Genomic DNA, 16,681 nt, shown 5'->3' with positions numbered 1-16,681 from the left:
AACAGGAAGGGTGCAAGCCAATCCGCCATCAAAGATGGTTGCGGCTTGCAATAAAGGGCAGCGAAAAGACGCCGAATGGGGGCAATATGCGCACAGTTATCTTTGATCTGGACGGAACACTGGCGGACACATCCGGCGATTTGCTGGCGGCGGCCAATGCCTGTTTTCGCCACATGGGCCTTGGCGATCTGCTGAACCAGCCCGAGGACGCGGCCACTGCCCTGCGCGGCGGCAAGATGATGCTGACGGCCGGGTTGAAACGGGCCGGACAATATGAGGCGCATAAGGTCGATGATTACTACCCGATGCTGCTGGAGGCCTACCAAGGTGCCATTCACCACCACAGCTACCTTTATCCCGGTGCCATGGAGGCGGTCGAGGCGCTAAAAACTGCGGGCTACGGTGTTGGCATCTGCACCAACAAGCCCGAGGCCCTGGCAGAGCAGCTGATGCAGTCCTTTGGGGTGCGTGATGCCTTTGCCTCGCTGATAGGGGCTGACACATTGCCAGTGCGCAAGCCTGATCCCGCGCCCCTGTTTGAGGCGGCCCGGCGCGCCGGGGGCGACCCTGCAAAGACCACTTTGATTGGCGACAGCGATACCGATCGCAACACCTCAGCCAATGCCGGGGTGCCCTCGGTGCTGGTGACCTTTGGTCCTGCAGGCGATGATGTGGCGGCGCTGAAGCCCGAGGCCCTGCTGCACCGCTATGAGGATCTGCCAGATCTGGTGGCGCGCCTGATTGGGTGATCCCAAAGCAGAGTTTTGGGTTTTCCCACGCCGATTGTTCCCCCTTGACCCTGTGCAAAACGCGGCTCACAAAAGCCTATGAGCGAGAAATTTACCGGTAGCTTCACCCAGCAAGAAGCCCTTCCTGACGCGGCCATCGAGGCCGCCTTGCAAGTTTTGCGCCATGGCCGCTTGCACCGTTACAACGTCACCGAGGGAGAGCTGGGGGAGACGGCGCTGCTGGAGCAGGAATTTGCCGCCCAGGTTGGGGCGAAATACTGCCTGGCGGTGGCCTCGGGCGGCTATGCCCTGGCCACAGCGCTGCGGGCGGTTGGTGTGAAACACGGCGACAAGGTGCTGACCAATGCCTTTACCCTGGCGCCAGTGCCGGGGGCGATTGCCTCGGTTGGGGCATCGCCGGTCTTTGTCGGTGTGACCGAGGATCTGACAATTGATCTGGAGGATCTGGCAGCCAAGGCAGATCAGGCTGATTTTCTGATGCTCAGCCATATGCGCGGCCATCTCTGTGACATGGACCGTCTGATGCAGATCTGCGACGCGGCCGGGATAGTCGTGATCGAGGACTGCGCCCATACCATGGGGGCGGCCTGGAACGGTGTGGCCTCGGGGCGGCAGGGGGCCGTGGGCTGTTACTCCTGCCAAACCTACAAACATGTGAATTCCGGCGAAGGCGGGCTGTTTGTCACCGATGACGCCGAGGTGGCTGCGCGCGCCATCATGCTCTCTGGCTCCTATATGCTGTATGAACGCCATCTGGCGGCTCCGGCCCCTGAGGTGTTCGAGACGGTGAAATACGAGACCCCGAATATTTCTGGCCGCATGGACAATCTGCGCGCCGCGATTCTGCGGCCGCAACTGCGCGACCTCAAATCCCAGGTGGCGCGCTGGAATGAGCGCTACCAGGTGATTGAGGCCGGGCTGCGAGACCTGCCTGGTCTTACCCTGGTGGAGCGCCCTGAGGCCGAAAGCTATGTTGGCTCTTCCATCCAGTTTCTGCTGCTCGACTGGTCGGCGCAGACCTGCAGGCGGTGATTGCCCGCTGTGGTGCGCGCGGGGTTGAGCTGAAATGGTTTGGCACGCCAGAGCCCGTGGCCTTTACCTCACGCTATGACAGCTGGCGCTACGCCGCGCCTCAAAGCCTGCCCAAAAGTGATCGCATTCTGGCGGGGATTGTCGATATGCGGGTGCCGCTGACCTTTAGTGTTGCGGATTGCGCCCAGATCGCCCGCATCATCCGCGCCGAGGTGGCGGCGGTGTATCAGGCTCCCTAGCAGATGCGCGCAGATTTATACTGATATTCAGAGGCTTCCTGACCGGAGGCCTCTTTTTGTTTGCCGCCCTTTCCTGTGCGAGGGGGCTGAGAGTACGTGTCGATGTCAGGGCGTTTTTGCCGGGCCACGCGGGAATGCTGCCGCAAGATTTTGCGCGGGGGATTGACCCGAATCGGCGTTGCGCCGTATGAAATGAACAAGTGTTCAGATAATTTTGCAGATAACTCGGAAAAAAGGAGCGCGCAATGTTCAACGCAAGCATGCAATTCGATCTTGGTGATGAAGTGAATGCGCTTCGCGACATGGTGCACCGCTGGGCGCAGGACCGCGTCAGGCCGATGGCGCAGGAAATCGACCAAAAGAACGCGTTTCCGCCAGAGCTGTGGAAGGAAATGGGCGATCTTGGCATGCTCGGGATAACCGTCTCCGAAGAGTTCGGCGGCGCGGGCATGTCCTATCTGGCCCATACGGTTGCAGTCGAGGAAGTGGCGCGGGCCAGTGCCTCGGTCTCGCTGTCTTATGGCGCGCATTCCAACCTCTGCGTCAATCAGATCAAACTGAACGGCAATGATGAGCAAAAAGCCAAATACCTGCCGGGTCTGGTCTCAGGCGACCATGTCGGCGCGCTTGCAATGTCAGAAGCCGGGGCGGGCTCGGACGTGGTTTCGATGTCCTTGCGGGCTGAAAAGCGCAACGATCACTACCGGCTGAACGGCAACAAATACTGGATCACCAATGGCCCCGATGCCGACACGCTGGTGGTCTATGCCAAAACGGATCCCGATGCCGGCTCCAAAGGCATCACCGCCTTTATCATTGAAAAGTCTTTCAAGGGCTTCTCAACATCGCCGCATTTCGACAAGCTGGGCATGCGCGGCTCTAACACTGCTGAGCTGATCTTTGACGACTGCGAAGTGCCGTTTGAAAACGTGCTGGGCGAAGAAGGTAAGGGCGTCCGGGTTCTGATGTCAGGGCTGGACTATGAACGTGTGGTGCTTGCGGGCATCGGCACAGGGATCATGGCCGCCTGCATGGATGAGATGATGCCCTATCTGAAAGAGCGCAAACAGTTTGGCCAGCCCATTGGCAACTTCCAGCTGATGCAGGGAAAGATCGCCGATATGTATACCGCGATGAACTCGGCGCGGGCCTATATCTACGAGGTGGCAAAGGCCTGCGACAAAGGCACTGTCACCCGTCAGGATGCGGCAGCCTGCTGTCTCTATGCCTCAGAGCAGGCCATGGTGCAGGCACATCAGGCCGTGCAGGCGCTGGGCGGGGCCGGCTACTTGTCCGACAATCCGGTAGGCCGGATCTTCCGCGATGCCAAACTGATGGAAATTGGTGCCGGCACCTCTGAAATCCGCCGCATGCTGATCGGTCGTGAGCTGATGGGCACCATGTAAGCACCAAAAAGGCCCCCTGTTCACAGCTGAACAAGGGGCTTTGATTAGCACGGCAAGCCCGGGGGGCTTGCCATAAGATATCAGATCAAAGGATTAGAAACTGTGGACGTAGCTGACGCCAATGGTGACCGGGTCGATTTCGGCTTTGCCGATCGAGGCGCCGTTCAGGTAGGCGTCGGATTCGATATCCATGTAGCGCACATTCAGACGCAGCGCGCCATTGTCAGAGACCTGCCAGTCGGCACCGGCCTGAATGGCAAAGCCCCAGCTATCATCAAGCCTGAGGGTGCCCAGACCAGAGGCTTCCTCAAAGAAGGTGGTATAGTTGATACCAGCGCCCAAGAACGGCTTGATTTTGCCCTTGGTGGGGAAGTGATAGTTCACCGAAAGGGTGGGGGGCAGCTGCTTGGCAGTCCCGGCAAAAGCGCCGCCGATGTTGATGTCATGCTCAAAGGGCGTGGCGGCCAGCAGCTCAATCCCGATGTTGTCGCGGATGAAATACTCGACGGTCAAAGAGATCTGGGTGTCGTCAGAGATGGTGGCGGGGGCGCCCGCCAACGTGCCGTTGTCGGACTTGGGGGTGACGGTGATGGTACCGGCACCAAGGGTCCAGTCGCCCTGCGACTGTGCGAGGGCTGGAGCGGCGAGCGTGACACAGCCGGTGAACGTGACACAGGCGGTGAGCAAGGCCAAAGCGGAAACGGTGCGTTTCATGCGGGGTATCCCTTTTCTTGTATTTGCCCCGACAGTCTGCGCTCAACTCCGATTCATTTCTCTGATTTGGATCAATACAGCCGCTGCTTTCGCATTGGAAATGCAGGAAAAAATGGCATGGCAGCTATGCGTTTTGGGAATATCTGAAGAATGACAATGCCTTTGAATACACCGGGTTTGGCATCGGATGGATCGTGGCAGCTGCCCGCGCGTCTGAACATGGCGGCCCAGGCGATGGATCATGCCGCAGACAAGCTGGCGATCATTGATCTGACCGGGCCCCAACGGCACGATATCAGCCATGGCGATTTGGCTGAGATGGTCGATGGATTGGCGCGCTATCTCACGACGCGGATCATAGCAGGAGACCGGGTTGGGGTGTTGCTCAGCCAGTCGCCCTGGTGTGCGGCTGCGCATCTGGCGATCTGGAAGCTGGGCGCGATCTCGGTGCCCCTGTTCAAGCTGTTCAAACGCGACGCGCTGGCCTCACGGGCAGGGGATGCCGGGGTGGTCTTTGTGCTGACAGACCCGGAAGGCGCTGATCTGCTGGGAGATCTGGCCGAGGCTGTGATGGTGGATCAGGTGTCCTTGCCCGGCGGCGAGGCGGTGCCCTTTGCTGAGACCACGCCGGACACGCCTGCTATTCTGATCTATACCTCCGGCACCACTGGCAGCCCCAAGGGCGCGTTGCATGCGCACCGGGTGCTGACGGGCCATCTGCCGGGGGTGGCGATCAGCCATGATCATCTGGGGCAGCCGGGAGATTGCCTCTGGACGCCGGCTGACTGGGCCTGGATTGGCGGGCTGGTTGATGTGCTTATGCCGGGCCTTGCGCTGGGCGTACCTGTTGTGGCGGCACGGCTGGATAAATTCACCCCTGAGGCCTGCGCCGATCTGGTGCGGCGCGGCGGCGTGCGCAATGTGTTCTTTCCCCCGACAGCCCTGCGCATGTTGAAAGCGGCGGGGCAGGGGCTCGACGGTCTGCGCTCGGTTGCCTCTGGGGGAGAGCCCCTGGGCGCAGAGATGCTCGCTTGGGGCCGGGCGAGCTTTGGCGTGACCATCAACGAATTTTACGGCCAGACCGAATGCAACATGGTGGCCTCATCCTGTGGTGTGGACTATGCGCCGCGCCCTGGCTGCATTGGCAAGGCGGTGCCGGGACATGACGTGGCGGTGATTGATGATGCGGGTAATCCCACTGATGCGGAGGGCGATGTCGCCGTACGGCGTGGCTCAGCCTCGATGATGCTGGAATACTGGAGGCGTCCCGGCCGAGACCGAGGCCAAGTTTCTCGGTGACTGGCTGGTCACCGGTGATCGCGGCATCTGGGAGGGCGACTTTCTGCGTTTTGTTGGCCGTGAGGACGATGTCATCACCTCGGCGGGCTATCGCATCGGCCCGGCCGAAATCGAAGACTGCCTGATGACGCACCCTGCGGTCGCAACCGTCGGTGTTGTGGGCAAGCCAGATCCATTGCGCACCGAAATCGTCAAGGCCTATGTGGTTGTGAAGCCTGAAGTGTCCGTCACGGAACAAGAGCTACAGTCCCATGTCAAAGACCGGCTTGCCCAGTATTCTTACCCTCGAGAAATTACCTTTGTTGAGGCCTTGCCGATGACAGTGACCGGCAAGGTGATCCGCAAAGAGCTCAAGGCGCGGGCAGCGGGGGAGGGGTAAAATGCCGACGCATTTTCATCGATATTCGAAACTCGAACTGGAGGCAGAGCGACGTTTCCTTCGGTCCTTTGACCCTTACTTTTTTGTTCGTACGCTGCTGCAATTCCAGAACCCACTGGGCACAGAGTTCTTGGATGAGTTGTTCGAACGAGACGATGACGCGGACTATCGTGAATTTCTAACTGACCATTCCGACCGTTTTGAGGCCACCAGAGGTGCGGCTGCGAGGTATTTCAGATATCTTAACAGCGAAACATTTGTCGTGTTGCTCTGTTCGGGGCACCCGCTAGGGCCAACTCCGAAAGCCTTATCTCACCTATACCCATCTGAGCTTGAAGACCTGGTTCAGCAACTCGCGCAGGCTTCGGTACCTCGGACTACTTATTTTGCAGGCGAGGAGCTATCGGCGAGTTTCGAAGAGTGGTTCGCGTCAATGATGGCGTTGGATTCTCAGTTCCCTGAGGTGGCCGACTATAGAGAGCTTTTTGTTGCCGAGGCGCAGTTACTTGCCAACAGACAGGTAGTGAACTCGTTCAAACACGGAAGAGCCTTACAGCCTGTCGTCGGAAATGCTTTGAAAATCACGCGAGAGGCAAGTGATGACAGCATTCTGCAATCCATGACTTCTGCAGTTCAATGGATTCACATGCCTAAGGGCAGGAAATCTGAAGACGACAAGATTCTGGAACACGGCTTTGAGGAAACGGACTATCGAGCAGATTTAAGATCTGTCGTTCAAGTTGCGCATGTTATGGACTTGATTTGCCGAATGCGCCTCCAATTGCTCAATGGTTCTAATTCATTGGACGTCTTTCTTCCTCACGTTGCGAAGAGCGCCCGAAAACCACAACGCATTGTAATCAAGGTGACAAGCTAAGATGAAACTTCAATCCAAGGCAATGCCTTCCTCCGAAGGCTTCAAACAGAACCGCGCGGCGCATCTTGAGGCGCTGGATCAGATCGACGCGGTGGCAGAGGCCGCGCGACTGGGTGGTGGTGAGAAATCCCGTGCCCGCCACGAGAGCCGTGGCAAAATGCTGCCGCGCCGCCGGGTGGCAAACCTGCTGGATCCGGGCTCCCCCTTCCTCGAGGTCTGTGCAACGGCACCCCACAATATGTATGACGGCGCAGCCCCTGCCGCTGGCGTGATCGCGGGCATTGGCCGGGTGCATGGCCAAGAGGTCATGGTGGTTTGCAATGATGCGACGGTAAAGGGTGGCACCTATTTCCCGATGACGGTGAAAAAACACCTGCGCGCCCAAGAGATTGCCGAAGAGAACCACTTGCCTTGTATCTATCTGGTGGACTCTGGTGGCGCCAACCTGCCGCAACAGGATGAGGTCTTTCCGGATCGCGACCACTTTGGCCGTATCTTCTACAACCAGGCGCGCATGTCCGCCAAGGGCATCCCGCAGATCGCTGTTGTCATGGGCAGCTGCACCGCTGGCGGCGCCTATGTGCCGGCGATGTCTGATGTCACGATTATCGTTAAGGAAAGGGCACCATCTTCCTTGCAGGCCCCCCCCTGGTGAAGGCGGCCACGGGAGAAGTGGTCTCGGCCGAGGATCTCGGTGGCGGTGATGTGCATACGCGTCTGTCTGGTGTGGCGGACTACCTTGCCGAAGACGACACCCATGCGCTGGCTCTAGCCCGGCGCGCGGTGCAGTCGCTCAATATCTCCAAACCACAGACGGTGAACTGGGCCTCTCCAGAAGAGCCCGCCTATCACCCCGAAGAGATCCTTGGTGTTGTGCCCGGCGATCTGCGCACGCCTTATGACATTCGCGAAGTCATTGCGCGTCTGGTGGATGGCTCGCGCTTTGATGAGTTCAAGCCGCGCTACGGCGAGACGCTTGTCACCGGCTTTGCCCATGTCAAAGGCTGCCCCGTCGGCATTGTCGCCAACAACGGCGTGTTGTTCTCTGAGGCGGCCCAAAAGGGCGCGCATTTTGTCGAACTGTGTTCGCAGCGCAAAATCCCGCTGGTGTTTTTGCAAAATATCACCGGCTTTATGGTGGGGCGCAAATATGAGAACGAAGGCATCGCCCGTCACGGCGCCAAGATGGTCCCAGGCGTGGCCTCAACCAATGTGCCAAAGATCACCATGCTGGTGGGCGGCTCCTTTGGGGCGGGCAACTACGGCATGGCCGGGCGGGCGTATCAGCCGCGCTTCCTGTGGTCCTGGCCCAACAGCCGGATCTCTGTCATGGGCGGCGAGCAGGCCGCAGGCGTGCTGGCCACGGTGAAACGTGACGCCATTGAACGCCAGTGCGGGAACTGGTCGGTCGAAGAAGAAGCCCAGTTCAAGCAGCCCACCATCGATATGTTCGAAGAGCAAAGCCACCCGCTCTATGCCTCGGCACGCCTCTGGGATGATGGCATCATTGATCCGCGCAAAAGCCGTGATGTGCTGGCCCTGTCTCTCCGGGCTGCTCTGAACGCTCCGATCGAGGAGACCCGCTTTGGCGTCTTTCGCATGTAACACCCGCCCTTTCATCTTGCCTAAAATACCTCGGGGGTCCGGGGGCAGAGCCCTCGGTCCGACGTTCCAGACAAAGGACCATTCCCATGTTTGATAAAATCCTTATTGCCAACCGGGGCGAGATCGCTTGCCGTGTGATGGAAACTGCCCGTGCTTTGGGCGTAAAAACTGTCGCGGTGTACTCAAGCGCTGACCGGAGCGCCAAACATGTCGCCATGGCAGATGAGTCCTATCCTATTGGCCATGGTCCAGCGCCGGCAGACAGCTATCTGTTGGGCGATGAAATCATTGCCGTGGCCAAGAGCAGCGGCGCGCAGGCCATCCACCCCGGCTATGGCTTTTTGTCGGAGAACCCGGAATTTGTTGATGCGGTTGAGGCAGCTGGTCTGGCGTTTATCGGCCCTTCGGCTGATGCGATCCGCAAAATGGGCCTCAAGGACGCCGCCAAGGTTCTGATGGAGGCTGCTGGTGTGCCAGTGGTGCCCGGCTATCACGGCGCTAACCAGGACAGCGACCATTTGTGGGGCGCAGCTGATGCCATTGGCTATCCTGTGCTGATCAAGGCGGTGGCCGGTGGCGGTGGCAAGGGCATGCGTTTGGTTGAGCGGTCCGAAGATTTCACCGAAGCACTCGCCAGTGCTCAAAGCGAAGCCACCACTTCTTTTGGCAATCCGGATGTCCTGATCGAGAAATACATCCAGCAACCCCGCCATATTGAGATTCAGGTGTTTGGTGATGGCTCGAGGGCGGTACATTTGTTTGAGCGCGACTGCTCGTTGCAGCGCCGCCACCAAAAGGTGATCGAAGAGGCGCCGGCACCGGGCATGACGCAGGATATGCGTCAGGCCATGGGCGAGGCTGGCGTGCGCGCCGCCGAGGCCATTGGCTATAAGGGGGCAGGCACGGTCGAATTCATCGTCGACGGCGCCAAGGGTCTGCGCGCCGATGGTTTTTGGTTCATGGAGATGAACACCCGCCTGCAGGTAGAGCACCCGGTAACCGAGCTGATCACCAGCGTTGATCTGGTGGAATGGCAGCTGCGGGTTGCCTCGGGCGAGAGCCTGCCCGCCCAGCAAGACGACCTCAGCATCACCGGTCATGCCTTTGAGGCGCGGCTTTATGCTGAAGATGTGCCAAAGGGTTTTTTGCCCGCCACCGGCACGCTCACCCATCTGCAGTTCCCGGCCAGCTGTCGCGCCGACAGTGGGGTGCGCGCTGGCGACACCATCAGCCCCTGGTATGATCCGATGATCTCCAAGGCGATTGTGCATGGCGCAACCCGCGAAATCGCGCTGTCACGGCTGTCACAGGCGCTTGCTGCCACCCAGGTAGGCGGCACCGTCACCAACCTTGCCTTCCTTGGGGCGCTGGCAGCCCATAAGGGCTTTGCCAACGGTGTGGTGGACACAGGGCTGATTGCCCGCGATCTCGACGCGTTGGTCGCAGCCCCCGAGGTGCAGCCGCACCACCGGGTTGCCGCGGCCATGCAGGCGCTGGATCTCATTGAGGCAGATTGGGACACGGGCTTTACCCTTTGGGGTGATCTGCATCGCTCGGTGCATTTGCGGCATCAGGGCGAAGAGTTTGAAGCCATGGTTGCGGTTGACGGCCCGGATCGCCAGATCTGGACCATTGGCGAGACTGAGGTTGTTGCGGCCCCCGCTTGCAGCACCTGGGATCTGGGCGGCCATAGCCTGCCCACAGTGTCGCAAGCGGGGGCCAGCATCACCGTCTATGATAGCTATGGGCTTGGCTTTGAGCTGGTAGATCCGCTTGACCGGGACGCCACAGCCGGGGGTGATCTGAACGTCATTCTGGCGCCAATGCCGGGCCTGGTGAAGGCAGTCTTTGCCAAGGCTGGCGATGCGGTGAAGGAGGGCGACCGTCTTGCCATTCTGGAGGCGATGAAGATGGAACACGCATTGCTCGCGGCGCGCGACGGTGTGGTGGCCGAGGTGCTGGCCGCTGACGGTGATCAGGTGGAGGCCGGCGCGGCTCTTGTCCGCCTGGAAGAGGTGTAGCGGTTCTGACTGAGCGGCGCGCCTTGCGGGGCGCGCTGGTCAATTTAGGTATTTAGAGCAAGATGAAAGAGGGGCCAGGGGCATGACACAGGCTGTTGAGATCTTTGAGATGGGTCCGCGCGACGGGCTGCAGAACGAGACGCGTGAGATCCCGGTGACAGAGAAGATCGCTCTGGTGGACTGCCTCTCAAAGGCGGGGTTTCGCCGCATCGAGGTGGCCAGTTTTGTGTCCCCTAAGTGGGTGCCACAGATGGCGGGCAGCGCCGAGGTTTTGGCAGGGATCAGCCGGGCGGCGGGCGTGTCCTATGCAGCCCTGACACCAAATATGCGCGGCTATAGCGATGCGGTTGCCGCCAAAGCGGATGAAATCGCGATCTTTGCCTCCGCCTCGGAAGGGTTTTCCAAGGCGAACATCAACGCAAGCATTGCTGAAAGCATCGAGCGGTTCAAACCAATCCTGCAGGCGGCAGCTTTGATCAACCTGCCGGTGCGTGGCTATGTCTCCTGCGTGACTCACTGTCCCTTTGACGGGGCAACTGATCCCGAGCAGGTGGCCTTGGTGGCGGAAACTCTGCACCTTATGGGCTGTTATGAGGTCTCTCTTGGCGACACCATTGGGCAGGGAAGGCCTGAAACGATCAGCAAAATGCTATCTGCCGTAACGAAACGGGTGCCGGTAGCGCAACTGGCCGGCCACTATCATGACACGGCGGGGCGGGCGCTGGTGAACATCGAGGCCTCGCTGCAGCAGGGCGTGCGGGGGTTTGATGCGGCTGTTGGGGGGTTGGGCGGCTGCCCCTACGCACCGGGTGCGGCAGGCAATGTTGCGACCGAAGCGGTGCACGACCACCTGACCGCTCTTGGCTATGAGACCGGGCTGGATCGCGCGGTTTTGGGCCGGGCTGCAGAGATGGCCAGGGCGATGCGCGGCTGAAACACATCCGGCGCGGGGCCGCTCCATTGGTGTGGGGCGCCTGCGTCACTGAGCTGGACCCGCAGAGGTCTGGCGAAATTGGGAGAGCAGAGATGTTTGAAATGATCGAAATTGAAACCGACGCCCGCGGTGTGGCCACCCTGCGGCTGAATCGCCCTGAAAAGCACAATGCCATGCCTGGCGAGATGCTGGTGGAGCTGAAACAGGCAGCAAGGCAGCTGGCCGCAGATGATGATGTGCGCGTGGTGGTGTTGACCGGCGCCGGTAAGAGCTTTTGTGCCGGCGGTGATCTCACCTGGATGCAAAAGCAAATGGCTGCCGACAGCGCCAGCCGTGGGGCCGAGGCGCGGGTGCTGGCCGAAGCCCTGATGCTGCTCAACACGCTGCCAAAGCCGTTGATTGGCGCCATCCAGGGCAATGCCTTTGGCGGCGGTGTTGGCCTGGCATCGGTCTGCGATGTGGCGATTGGTGCGGATCATCTGAAAATGGGGCTGACAGAGACTAGGCTGGGGTTGATCCCGGCCACCATTGGTCCCTATGTGGTTGCTCGCATGGGGGAATCCCGTGCGCGCCGGGTGTTCATGTCAGCGCGTCTCTTTGGGGCGGCAGAAGCGGTTGAACTGGGCCTTTTGGCCAAATGCGTGCCGGCCGCGGATCTGGCGGCGGCGGTCGAGGCCGAGGTTGTCCCCTACCTGAGCTGTGCGCCGCGCGCCGTTGCTGCCGCCAAAAAGCTGACCCGCGATCTGGGCCCTCGTCTGGATGATGCGGTGATCGATATGACCATTCAGGCTCTGGTTGATTGCTGGGAAGGCGACGAGGCTCCGGAAGGAATCGGTGCCTTCTTTGCCAAGCGAAAGCCGCGTTGGCAGGGCTGAGTTAACCAATATTTTGCATGTCGTTTTTTGTGCTAGTTTAACAAGGCGCCACGAAAATACGTGGCGCCTTTCCTTATGGAAATAATAAGAAATTAACTCCTCCCGGTCCAAATGGCGTGAAGTGATGCCGCAGGGTCGCGACTTGTGCAGAAAGCCTCTTTCTTAGCCATTGGTTTGGTTGACGATAGGGGGGGGCAGGAGTAGACACATGCGCAAGTCAACACGCCAATTGACGGCGCGCGAGAATCCGCGCGCTCGGAAAGGAGCCACTCGTGGAAGAGATGTTGCGGGAATATCTCCCGATTATGGTGTTTCTGGTCGTTGCGGTCGGCCTGGGAATTGTTCTTATATTGGCGGCGCTTGTGCTCGGCGTTCGCAATCCGGACCCAGAAAAAGTCAGCGCCTATGAGTGCGGTTTCAATGCCTTTGATGACGCCCGTATGAAATTCGATGTGCGGTTCTACCTGGTGTCGATTCTTTTCATCATTTTTGATCTGGAAATTGCCTTCCTCTTTCCCTGGGCCGTTGGTTTCAAGGATATGAGCGACACTGGCTTTTGGTCGATGATGGTGTTTCTCGCGGTTCTGACCATTGGCTTTGCCTATGAGTGGAAAAAGGGAGCTCTGGAATGGGAGTGATGACCGGAGCCAACACCGCTGGGATCGACAATGAGGTTGCCACCCAGGCCCTGAATGCCGAGCTGCAGGACAAAGGGTTTCTGCTCACCTCAAGTGAAGACATCATCAACTGGGCCCGTACTGGCAGCCTGCACTGGATGACCTTTGGTCTGGCCTGTTGCGCGGTTGAAATGATGCATACCTCGATGCCGCGCTACGATGCCGAACGGTTTGGTATCGCGCCGCGTGCCTCTCCGCGTCAGTCGGATGTGATGATTGTGGCGGGGACTTTGACCAACAAAAAGGCGCCCGCCCTGCGCAAGGTCTACGACCAGATGCCCGAGCCGCGCTATGTGATCTCGATGGGCTCCTGCGCCAATGGCGGTGGCTACTACCACTACAGCTATTCGGTTGTGCGTGGCTGTGACCGCATTGTTCCGGTGGATATCTATGTGCCGGGTTGCCCGCCCACAGCTGAAGCTCTGCTTTATGGGCTGATGCAGCTGCAGCGCAAAATCCGCCGTACCGGCACCCTGGTGCGCTAAGCGATCTGGCTGGAGAGACATAAATGACTGAAGCATTGCAAGAACTTGGCACTCAGATCGCAGCCAAACGGCCGGACTGTGTTTTGTCCTGGGCTATCGCCTTTGATGAGCTGACCGTTGATGTGGCCCCGGCCGATATTGTCGGTCTGGTTGAGTTTCTGAGGGCCGACAATACCTGCAAGTTCTCCTCACTGGTGGACATCACGGCGGTAGATTACCCCGAACGTGGTAAACGGCTTGATGCGGTCTACCACTTCCTGTCGATGTATCAAAATCACCGCATCCGCCTGCGGGTTTCCATTCGCCAAGACGATATGGGGCCTTCGATTGTTGATGTGCACCCTTCGGCCAACTGGTTTGAGCGGGAAATCTTTGACATGTTCGGCATCCTGTTCTCAGGCCACCCGGATCTGCGCCGTATTCTTACGGATTATGGCTTTCGCGGCTATCCGCTTCGCAAGGACTTTCCGACCACGGGCTATACCGAGGTGCGCTATGACGAGGCCGAAAAGCGCGTTGTCTATGAGCCGGTGAACCTGGTGCAGGAATACCGCCAGTTTGACTTCATGTCTCCCTGGGAGGGGGCCGAATACATCCTTCCCGGCGATGAAAAAGAGGGGGCGAAATGATGGACGGTGCAAAATTTGACGACGCCGTAACCGGCGAACAGAACATCCGCAACTTTAACATCAACTTTGGCCCGCAGCACCCGGCGGCGCACGGTGTTTTGCGCTTGGTTCTCGAACTCGACGGCGAGATTGTTGAACGGTGTGACCCGCACATCGTCCTGCTGGACCGTGGCACCGAAAAGCTGATGGAAAGCCGCACCTATCTGCAGAACCTGCCCTATTTTGACCGGCTCGACTATGTGGCGCCGATGAACCAGGAACACGCCTGGTGTCTCGCCATTGAAAAGCTCACCGGTGTTGAGGTGCCCCGTCGCGGCTCGCTCATTCGGGTGCTGTATTCCGAGATCGGCCGTATTCTGAACCACCTGCTGAGCGTGACCACACAGGCCATGGATGTGGGCGCGCTGACGCCGCCGCTCTGGGGCTTTGAGGAACGTGAAAAGCTGATGTGCTTTTATGAGCGCGCCTGTGGCGCACGGCTGCACGCGGCCTATTTCCGCCCGGGTGGTGTGCATCAGGACATTCCTGATGATCTGCTGGATGATATCGACCTCTGGGCGATGGAGTTCCCCAGGGTGCTGGCGGATATTGACGGGTTGCTGACCGAAAACCGCATTTTCAAGCAACGGAACTGCGACATTGGCGTGGTGTCCGAGCAAGAGATCCTGGACTATGGCTTCTCTGGTGTCATGGTACGCGGCTCAGGCATGGCCTGGGATCTGCGCCGTGCGCAGCCCTATGAATGCTATGATGAGTTCGGGTTTCAGATCCCTGTTGGCAAGAACGGCGACTGCTATGACCGCTATCTGGTGCGGATGGAAGAGATGCGCCAGTCGCTGTCGATCATCCGTCAGGCCATTGGCAAGCTGCGCGAAGCCACCGGTGATGTGATGGCGCGCGGTAAGCTGAGCCCGCCAAAACGGGGGGACATGAAGACCTCGATGGAAAGCCTGATCCACCACTTCAAACTTTACACCGAAGGCCCATGGGCCCGCCGGTGAGGTCTACGCCGCCGTTGAGGCTCCCAAGGGGGAATTTGGCGTCTATCTGGTGGCGGACGGGTCGAACAAACCTTACCGCAGCAAGATCCGCGCCCCTGGCTTCCTGCACCTTCAGGCCATGGACCACGTTGCAAAAGGCCACCAGCTGGCTGACGTCGCTGCCATCATCGGCACCATGGACGTCGTATTTGGAGAGATTGACCGCTAATGCTTCGTCGCCTTCATTCCGAACAACCGGAAAGCTTTGCTTTCACGCCTGCGAACCAGACATGGGCCGAGGCGCAACTGACCAAATTCCCCGAAGGCCGTCAGGCCTCGGCGGTGATCCCGCTGTTGTGGCGTGCGCAGGAACAGGAAGGCTGGGTCAGCAAACCGGCGATTGAATATATCGCAGACATGCTGGACATGGCCTATATCCGCGTGCTCGAGGTGACCTCGTTTTACTTTATGTTCCAGATGCAGCCGACCGGATCGGTGGCGCATGTTCAGGTCTGTGGCACGCTGTCGTGCATGATTTGCGGTGCCGAAGATCTGATCGCTGTCTGCAAGGACAAGATCGCGCCAAAGCCGCATATGCTGTCAGCGGACGGCAAATTCAGCTGGGAAGAGGTCGAATGCCTGGGCGCCTGCGCCAACGCACCGATGGCTCAGATCGGCAAAGACTATTTTGAGGATCTGACGGCTGTGGGCTTTGCCCAGATGCTTGACGATCTTGCTGCCGGAAAAGCCGTTGTTCCGGGGCCACAAAATGGTCGCTACGCGGCAGAGCCCAAATCGGGCCTGACCTCGCTGACTGAATATGACAGCGGCAAGCCGCAGTATAATGTCTCGGCGCAGCTGGCGACGGATATTGGCGACAGCGTCAAGCGTATTCAGGGCGATGAGGTGCCTCTGTTGACGCCTTGGATCGGCAAAGACGGTGTGGTTGCGGGACGCGCAGCTGCGGCTCAGCCACCAAAGGCCCCTGATGCGCCCAAACCGGCAGCGAAACAGGCCGAAGAGGCCAAAAAGGCAGCTCCGGCGGCGAAAGCGCCAGCGAAAAAGGCCCCAGCCAAAAAAGCGCCTGCAAAGGCAGCAGAAACAAAGGCACCTGCAAAGGCCGCAGCACCGGCAAAGGCAGCACCGGCAAAACCCGCTGCTGAAAAAGCCGCACCCGTCGCGGATGTGGCTGAGGCTGCACCAGAGGTGCTGAAAGAGGCGCGCGGTGGTCTGCCGGATGATTTGAAACTGCTGAAGGGCGTTGGTCCAAAGCTGGAGCAGACCCTGAACGATCTGGGCTTTTTCCACTTTGACCAGATCGCAGCCTGGGGCGAGGCCGAAGTGGCCTGGGTTGATAGCCGCCTGACCTTTAAAGGGCGTATCAAACGGGACGGCTGGATCGACCAGGCGGCCAAACTGGCGGCGGGTGACCGAGACTGAATTTGCCAAGAAGGCCAAAAAAGACGGCCGCTACGACGACTAATAACCACCGTTGCCCGCGCTATTGTGGCCGGGCAGGGACTGACTTGAGGACTTGAATGAGCGCGGATCTGGATAGGGCAATCGCAGCAAAGGGGCGGCACATCTCATTGGTGATTGCCGGAACCATGCTGGCCTGGTTGGCCCTGACGATGATCATTGGCCCGGCAATCAATTTGCCCGGCCGCTATGCGCTTCTGTTTGATTTTGCCGCGCTTGCGGGGCTGATCTATGCGGCGGTCAACATAATGCAACTCTGGCGCATGCGTCAGGCCAGTAAAAATGAAAACCAAGGGTAGGC

At 59.3% G+C, this 16,681-nt stretch carries 11 protein-coding genes and 5 pseudogenes; 15 read left to right on the top strand and 1 reads right to left on the bottom strand.

The window, feature by feature from the left end; genetic code table 11:
- Window positions 1-86 precede the first annotated feature (86 nt).
- The 3 genes and pseudogenes from B4968_RS11180 to B4968_RS11165 all read left to right on the top strand — a co-directional run bounded on the left by B4968_RS11180 (window position 87) and on the right by B4968_RS11165 (window position 3,426).
- Window positions 87-749 (top strand): HAD-IA family hydrolase, encoded by a 663-nt coding sequence (locus tag B4968_RS11180; protein WP_083099155.1) that lies wholly within the window; start codon window positions 87-89, stop codon window positions 747-749.
- 78 nt (window positions 750-827) lie between these two features.
- Window positions 828-2,020: pseudogene (locus B4968_RS11175) on the top strand (DegT/DnrJ/EryC1/StrS family aminotransferase).
- 245 nt (window positions 2,021-2,265) lie between these two features.
- On the top strand, window positions 2,266-3,426 hold the full coding sequence (locus B4968_RS11165) for an isovaleryl-CoA dehydrogenase (protein ID WP_083099098.1): 1,161 nt from the start codon (window positions 2,266-2,268) through the stop codon (window positions 3,424-3,426).
- Window positions 3,427-3,519: 93 nt separating this feature from the next.
- On the opposite strand, the gene B4968_RS11160 is transcribed toward B4968_RS11165, so the two are convergent.
- Window positions 3,520-4,140, bottom strand: coding sequence for an OmpW/AlkL family protein (locus tag B4968_RS11160; RefSeq protein WP_083099096.1), 621 nt, complete (start codon window positions 4,138-4,140; stop codon window positions 3,520-3,522).
- Window positions 4,141-4,290: 150 nt separating this feature from the next.
- Here B4968_RS11160 and B4968_RS11155 point away from each other — a divergent pair.
- The 12 genes and pseudogenes from B4968_RS11155 (at window position 4,291) to B4968_RS11100 (ending at window position 16,679) form a co-directional block, all read left to right on the top strand.
- Window positions 4,291-5,818, top strand: a pseudogene (locus tag B4968_RS11155) (AMP-binding protein).
- Between the two features lies 1 nt (window position 5,819).
- Window positions 5,820-6,695, top strand: coding sequence for a hypothetical protein (locus B4968_RS11150; RefSeq protein WP_083099094.1), 876 nt, complete (start codon window positions 5,820-5,822; stop codon window positions 6,693-6,695).
- A gap of 1 nt (window position 6,696) precedes the next feature.
- Window positions 6,697-8,300, top strand: a pseudogene (locus B4968_RS11145) (carboxyl transferase domain-containing protein).
- Between the two features lie 86 nt (window positions 8,301-8,386).
- Complete coding sequence (locus B4968_RS11140; protein ID WP_083099092.1) at window positions 8,387-10,321, top strand: acetyl-CoA carboxylase biotin carboxylase subunit; 1,935 nt, start codon at window positions 8,387-8,389, stop codon at window positions 10,319-10,321.
- A gap of 82 nt (window positions 10,322-10,403) precedes the next feature.
- Window positions 10,404-11,255 (top strand): hydroxymethylglutaryl-CoA lyase, encoded by an 852-nt coding sequence (locus B4968_RS11135; RefSeq protein ID WP_083099090.1) that lies wholly within the window; start codon window positions 10,404-10,406, stop codon window positions 11,253-11,255.
- A 92-nt stretch (window positions 11,256-11,347) separates the two neighbouring features.
- Window positions 11,348-12,130, top strand: a complete 783-nt coding sequence (locus B4968_RS11130) for a crotonase/enoyl-CoA hydratase family protein (RefSeq protein WP_083099153.1) — start codon at window positions 11,348-11,350, stop codon at window positions 12,128-12,130.
- 272 nt (window positions 12,131-12,402) lie between these two features.
- On the top strand, window positions 12,403-12,768 hold the full coding sequence (locus B4968_RS11125; RefSeq protein ID WP_083099088.1) for an NADH-quinone oxidoreductase subunit A: 366 nt from the start codon (window positions 12,403-12,405) through the stop codon (window positions 12,766-12,768).
- Window positions 12,759-13,292: a NuoB/complex I 20 kDa subunit family protein gene (locus tag B4968_RS11120; protein ID WP_083099086.1), complete on the top strand. Its 534-nt coding sequence runs from the start codon at window positions 12,759-12,761 to the stop codon at window positions 13,290-13,292. Before B4968_RS11125 ends, B4968_RS11120 begins: the two co-directional genes overlap by 10 nt.
- A 23-nt stretch (window positions 13,293-13,315) precedes the next feature.
- Window positions 13,316-13,921 carry an NADH-quinone oxidoreductase subunit C gene (locus B4968_RS11115; protein ID WP_083099084.1) on the top strand — a complete coding sequence of 202 codons (606 nt, stop codon included), beginning with the start codon at window positions 13,316-13,318 and terminating at the stop codon, window positions 13,919-13,921.
- A pseudogene (locus tag B4968_RS11110) lies at window positions 13,921-15,130 on the top strand (NADH-quinone oxidoreductase subunit D). The gene B4968_RS11115 and the pseudogene B4968_RS11110 overlap by 1 nt, the downstream one beginning before the upstream one ends.
- Window positions 15,130-16,384 (top strand): annotated as a pseudogene (locus B4968_RS11105) (NADH-quinone oxidoreductase subunit E). Before B4968_RS11110 ends, B4968_RS11105 begins: the two co-directional pseudogenes overlap by 1 nt.
- A gap of 55 nt (window positions 16,385-16,439) precedes the next feature.
- Entirely contained in the window at window positions 16,440-16,679 is a 240-nt protein-coding gene (locus tag B4968_RS11100; RefSeq protein ID WP_083099082.1) for a DUF5337 domain-containing protein, read from the top strand.
- Window positions 16,680-16,681 lie beyond the last annotated feature (2 nt).

The organism is Pseudophaeobacter leonis (assembly GCF_002087335.1).
GTDB lineage: Bacteria > Pseudomonadota > Alphaproteobacteria > Rhodobacterales > Rhodobacteraceae > Pseudophaeobacter > Pseudophaeobacter leonis.
The sequence above is the reverse complement of the archived record's forward strand: the minus strand, read 5'-3'. Positions and strand labels throughout refer to the sequence as shown.

Bases quoted from the DNA above. Each gene is read 5' to 3' on its own strand.
- B4968_RS11160 (WP_083099096.1), bottom strand. From the start codon at position 4,140: ATGAAACGCACCGTTTCCGCTTTGGCCTTGCTCACCGCCTGTGTCACG.
- B4968_RS11115 (WP_083099084.1), top strand. From the start codon at position 13,316: ATGACTGAAGCATTGCAAGAACTTGGCACTCAGATCGCAGCCAAACGG.
- B4968_RS11120 (WP_083099086.1), top strand. From the start codon at position 12,759: ATGGGAGTGATGACCGGAGCCAACACCGCTGGGATCGACAATGAGGTT.
- B4968_RS11165 (WP_083099098.1), top strand. From the start codon at position 2,266: ATGTTCAACGCAAGCATGCAATTCGATCTTGGTGATGAAGTGAATGCG.
- B4968_RS11150 (WP_083099094.1), top strand. From the start codon at position 5,820: ATGCCGACGCATTTTCATCGATATTCGAAACTCGAACTGGAGGCAGAG.
- B4968_RS11140 (WP_083099092.1), top strand. From the start codon at position 8,387: ATGTTTGATAAAATCCTTATTGCCAACCGGGGCGAGATCGCTTGCCGT.
- B4968_RS11180 (WP_083099155.1), top strand. From the start codon at position 87: ATGCGCACAGTTATCTTTGATCTGGACGGAACACTGGCGGACACATCC.
- B4968_RS11100 (WP_083099082.1), top strand. From the start codon at position 16,440: ATGAGCGCGGATCTGGATAGGGCAATCGCAGCAAAGGGGCGGCACATC.
- B4968_RS11135 (WP_083099090.1), top strand. From the start codon at position 10,404: ATGACACAGGCTGTTGAGATCTTTGAGATGGGTCCGCGCGACGGGCTG.
- B4968_RS11130 (WP_083099153.1), top strand. From the start codon at position 11,348: ATGTTTGAAATGATCGAAATTGAAACCGACGCCCGCGGTGTGGCCACC.